Annotated in this window: 2 protein-coding genes; both read right to left on the bottom strand. The window is 63.9% G+C overall.

Annotated features, from left to right (window positions below; translation table 11 throughout):
- Nucleotides 1-1197: nitrite/sulfite reductase (locus VMR03_RS16705; protein WP_325407219.1), on the bottom strand; the 1197-nt coding region annotated here is incomplete at its 3' end.
- Between the two features lie 32 nt (nucleotides 1198-1229).
- Nucleotides 1230-1626 (bottom strand): DUF2849 domain-containing protein (locus VMR03_RS16700; protein ID WP_325407217.1); only part of this gene is annotated, 397 nt, incomplete at its 5' end.

Here is a 1626-nt window from a genome sequence, read left to right as displayed (position 1 = left end):
GGCGTCGAGCGCCTTCCAGACCTCGTAGAGATCCTGCTTGCGGACATGGGCGAGGCAGAGGTTCTGCTCGTGCGCGACGCGGATTTCCGAGAAGGAATATTTGTCGGCGACCTCGGCGACGACGTCCATCTGATCCGAGGTTGCGTCCCCCGGCGGCTTGCCGATGGGCTTCAGCGAGACGTTGACGATTGCGTAGCCCGGCACCTTGTGCGCGACGGTGTTGGTGCGGACCCAGTCGGCGAACTTTGCGTCGCGGGCGATGGCGGCGTCGAGGTCCGGTGTCGCGTCGGGCAGCGTTTCGAAAGCGGGGGCGGCGAAATAGGCCTCGATGCGTTCGACTTCGGCGTCGGGAAGCTGGAGCGCGCCGCGGGCCTTCACCTCGGCGAATTCCTCTTCGACGAGCTTCTTCATTTCCTCGGTGCCGATCTCGTGGACGAGGATCTTGATGCGCGACTTGTAGAGATTGTCGCGGCGGCCTTGCATGTTGTAGACGCGCAGCGTCGCTTCGAGGAAGGCGAGCAGGTCTTCGCGGCGGACGAAATCGCCGATCTTCTTGCCGATGATCGGCGTGCGGCCGAGACCGCCGCCGACCCAGACCTCGTAGCCGATCTCGCCGGCGGCGTTCTTCAGGATCTGGATGCCGATGTCGTGCACCTTGATCGCGGCGCGGTCGTTCTTCGTCGCCGAGACGGCGATCTTGAACTTGCGCGGCAAGAAGGAAAATTCCGGGTGGAAGGTCGACCACTGCCGGATCACTTCGCTGATGACGCGCGGATCCTCGATCTCGTCGGCGGCGGCGCCGGCATAATGGTCCGACGTCACGTTGCGGATGCAGTTGCCCGACGTCTGGATGCAATGCATCTCGACGGTGGCGAGCTCCTCGAGAAGCGCCGGAATGTCCTTCAGCGCCGGCCAGTTCAGTTGCAGGTTCTGGCGGGTCGTGAAATGGCCGTAGCCCTTGTCGTATTTGCGGGCGATGTCGGCGAGCTTGCGCAACTGGCGCGACGACAGCGTGCCATAGGGCACGGCGATGCGCAGCATGTAGGCGTGAAGCTGGAGATAGACGCCGTTCATCAGGCGCAGCGGCTTGAACTCGTCTTCGGACAGCTCGCCCGAAAGGCGGCGCGCGACCTGGCCGCGGAACTGCTCGACGCGCTCCGTCACCAGGCTGTGGTCGAATTCATCATACCGATACATGCAATGTTCCTTGCGGCTTACCCGTGTACGCCTTACTCGTGCACACCCTGGAGTTCCGCCTGTTTGCCGAGATCGCGGCGGATGGTCGGGCCGGCCTGACGGATCGTCTCGCGCACGCTCGACGCGCGGATGCCCGCCTCGGTCTTCTCGACCTCGAAGAGATAGACGTCGAGGACGAAATTGCCCGGCTCGAAGAAATGCTGGCCTCGGGCGAGAAGGGCTTCGCCGGCTTCCTTGCCTTCCGCGATTTCGGCGTCCTGGAGCGATTCCGACCATTTATTGTCGGCGGTCAGGTAAACGACCACGCCATCGGTCAGGCGGTTCGCCGTCACGGCCTGAAACTGGGCGCCTTTGCGCGTGTGCTGGGCCAAAGGGGCCTCCTCGAAGGGCTGAAATGCGCCCGAAAGCGCAGCGGCGCGGCGCCTGAAA

The sequence above is a fragment of the Parvibaculum sp. genome (assembly GCF_035511255.1).
GTDB lineage: Bacteria > Pseudomonadota > Alphaproteobacteria > Parvibaculales > Parvibaculaceae > Parvibaculum.
Note: the sequence above shows the minus strand (reverse complement) of the source record. Positions and strands in the feature narration are given on the sequence as shown.